This is a genomic window from Allobacillus saliphilus (assembly GCF_018138385.1).
GTDB lineage: Bacteria > Bacillota > Bacilli > Bacillales > Alkalibacillaceae > Allobacillus > Allobacillus saliphilus.
On sequence record NZ_JAGSIE010000065.1, the window covers coordinates 1 to 293 of the forward strand.

Here is a 293-nt window from a genome sequence, read left to right on the forward strand (position 1 = left end):
TGGATGAAGTTATTTACGCACTGAACGTTTACGCTGACCTGTACGGGCTTGCACCTGTCGGAGCTTACGAGGTCAATTATGATTTCGGGGACATCCTGTATGTACGTGAAAATGACCGTGCGAGATGGTGGCAGTATGTGACTACTGGCAAGGTTCCGGCATGGTTGTATTTTGTAAAATTTGAGGGAATGACTGAGGAAGAAGCGAAAGCAATGGTTGAAGAAGCCCAGCCAGACGAGCCAAAACTATTCGGAGAGGAGTAAAAAGATGGCAGATAAACCAGTAACAAGGGA

Annotated in this window: 1 protein-coding gene; it reads left to right on the plus strand. The window is 46.4% G+C overall.

The features are described from left to right. On the plus strand, positions 1-263 hold a 263-nt coding region (locus tag KC820_RS13075), incomplete at its 5' end, for a hypothetical protein (RefSeq protein ID WP_212371695.1). Positions 264-293 lie beyond the last annotated feature (30 nt).